Genomic DNA, 2,663 nt, shown 5'->3' on the forward strand with positions numbered 1-2,663 from the left:
TCGTCATCCTATATATATTATATAATAAAATCAATTTTAAATATTAATAAATTCGATCATCGGTGCGGATACTTCAGACAAATAAAAATTCCGACATACAATTTACTTATGTATGTCGGAATTTAAAGAGACTTTTTCAGCAGCCTCATGGAAAATCCGTTTTTTTTATTGGAATGGGTAACATCCGCTTCATCAGCAGGAAGCGGATCGAACTGTTCCTTTCCTTACCGGAATGTGTAGCGCAGCCAGATGGCTCCGTCTGGATAGGACTGGACATGATCGAGATGAAGCTTGAAAGGTTTTCGATCCATGGGAAGTCCGTCAAATACAGCCCGCATTCCATTGTGGCCGTCGATGGCCGGTCCAAGAAGGATGCTTACTTCATCAAGCAGTCCCGCATCCAGAAAGGCGCCATTAATCGTACCGCCGCCAACGACTACCATCCGTCCTACATGGAATTCGTCTTTGAGAATTTCGCAGACGCGCGGCAGATGGATCCGGTCTTTTCCGCAGGCAATCCAGGAAATATTTTCGAATCGAGATCGTCCAGATAATCTTTCCTCCCCTGTTCAGAGACCACAATCAGCAGGGGATCTTCCAGATCTTTCGCTTTCGGCCAGAGCAGCGTTCCGTGGGTATCGAGGACGATTTCATAATGATCTGTGGTCTGGTTTTTGGAAAAGGCAGTTTTACCGATGGACGGTGCATCTTTTGCGCTCTCAAATTTTCCAGGCAGAGCCATTTCCAGTTCGGCAGTCACCCGTCCGCTCACATGTGAAGGGGTGTCTAGAGCCTCGAGCGTTTCATAATATTCGTCCGAACCGTCAATGGAGGCGGTAATGGCACAGTCGATGCGTCCATCGAGGGACATCATCATATGGCAGAGGATATAGGGCTTGTTCATTTCTTTCTCCTTGTCTTTGATCTTTTCTCCGGATCCGTCGGATCTGCATCTTCCCGAGAGGGAATACAAAGCCGGTTTCGATCGCAGAGAGTTTTCCTTATCTATATCGTACGACCTGAAGCTTGCTTCAGGTCAAGCACGGTCTATCTGGCTGCCGCAAACTGATCAAAGGGGAAATGACTTACGCGGATATGTATCCAAAGAAAAGAAAACTCCTCCGGATTGGAGGGCCAGAGGAGCAGAGACGAAAATTGAAAGTATGGATAAAAGTAATTTGGATAAATAAGGTTTTGGATAAGGAATGGATTGGATTCGTTTAGAACTCTGGTGATGCGAGATTTCAAACAGGGATCAGGCGTCTGGATACAGATCGGTAGAGAGGTAGCGGTCTCCGCTGTCCGGCAGCAGAGCAACAATTGTCTTGCCTTTGTTTTCCGGACGGCTGGCTACCTGTTTGGCTGCCCATAATGCGGCACCAGAAGAAATACCGGTCAGCAGGCCTTCTTTCGCGGCCAGTTCCCGTGCACTGTCATAGGCGGCCTCGTTGGAGACTTCGATCAATTCGTCATAAATGTCACGGTCGAGCGTTTCTGGGACAAAGCCGGCGCCGATGCCCTGAATTTTGTGAGGACCGGGCTTTCCGCCAGCCAGTACAGGCGATCCCGAAGGTTCGAGAGCGATGATCTGGATATCCGGATTTTTTTCCTTGAGGTATTTGCCGGTACCGGAGATCGTTCCGCCTGTACCTACGCCGGAAATGAAGATGTCGACTTTGCCGTCGGTATCTTCCCAGATTTCCGGACCCGTGTGTTCGTAATGCGCTTTTGGATTAGATGGATTGTCAAACTGATCCGGCATGAAGCTGTTCGGAATTTCCTTGAGCAGTTCTTCGGCTTTGGCAATGGCGCCTTTTGTACCCTGAGCACCGGGCGTTAAAACGACCTGGGCGCCGAACGCTTTCATGAGCTGACGGCGTTCTTTGGACATCGAGTCCGGAAGAACGATAATCGTCGGATAGCCTTTGGCAGCCGCGATGGCGGCCAGGCCGATTCCGGTATTGCCGGAGGTCGGTTCAATGATGGTTGTGCCAGGTTTGAGGCGGCCGTCTTTTTCGGCATCTTCAATCATCTTGCGCGCAATTCGGTCTTTGACAGATCCCGAGGGATTAAAATACTCCACTTTGGCGAGAATTTTTGCATCCAGGCCGTTCTCTTTTTCGATGTGCGTGAGTTCAACGAGCGGGGTGTGTCCGACCAGCTGATCGGCAGCGGTATAGATCTTGGACATAGCGGGGGTCCTCCTTCTGAACAGGTTTCAAACCGTTCCTGTATGTCGTTCCTGTATGTATGGTTACGGATTTTGTGCATGGAATGAATTGACATGCCCAAATCTTCAATCCGATCGAAAACGAGCATGGCGCAAGCATAATCCAATAAACCTACTAAATCAATAGGTTTATAAAAGGCTGGTTTGTTTTAATAAAAAACGCTTAAGAAAATCCGAAAGAAAGCGAATTCCAGAAAATGCAAAAAAAAGCCCAGTTTAAGGGATATAAAACATAAAACGGACGAAGCTTTCGCTTTAAAAACGTTTGACAGGTAAAGGAAGGGTTGAAGGAAGAAAAATGGTCGGTCCAACAGGAAAAATTAAAATATATCAACAGAAGCATTTTTTATACACCGAAAAGCGGATGAAAACGCCTTCAAAAGTAAGCGTCAAATAAAAGACGGGTATTTTCTCGACCGCCTCCTTGGGATAA

The 2,663-nt window shown here is 47.4% G+C and carries 3 protein-coding genes; all 3 read right to left on the minus strand.

Features of this window, described 5'->3' with window-relative positions:
* Nucleotides 1-224 precede the first annotated feature (224 nt).
* On the minus strand, nt 225-527 hold the full coding sequence (locus tag ACLUYS_RS09760) for a dihydrofolate reductase family protein (protein ID WP_242745614.1): 303 nt from the start codon (nt 525-527) through the stop codon (nt 225-227).
* On the minus strand, nt 449-904 hold the full coding sequence (locus ACLUYS_RS09765) for a hypothetical protein (protein ID WP_230268421.1): 456 nt from the start codon (nt 902-904) through the stop codon (nt 449-451). Before ACLUYS_RS09765 ends, ACLUYS_RS09760 begins: the two co-directional genes overlap by 79 nt.
* Nucleotides 905-1,255: 351 nt before the next feature.
* Nucleotides 1,256-2,191: a cysteine synthase A gene (gene cysK, locus ACLUYS_RS09770; RefSeq protein ID WP_412659773.1), complete on the minus strand. Its 936-nt coding sequence runs from the start codon at nt 2,189-2,191 to the stop codon at nt 1,256-1,258.
* Between the last annotated feature and the right edge of the window lie 472 nt (nt 2,192-2,663).

The organism is Allobaculum sp. (genome assembly GCF_047010065.1).
Taxonomy (GTDB): Bacteria; Bacillota_I; Bacilli_A; order Erysipelotrichales; family Erysipelotrichaceae; genus Allobaculum; species Allobaculum fili.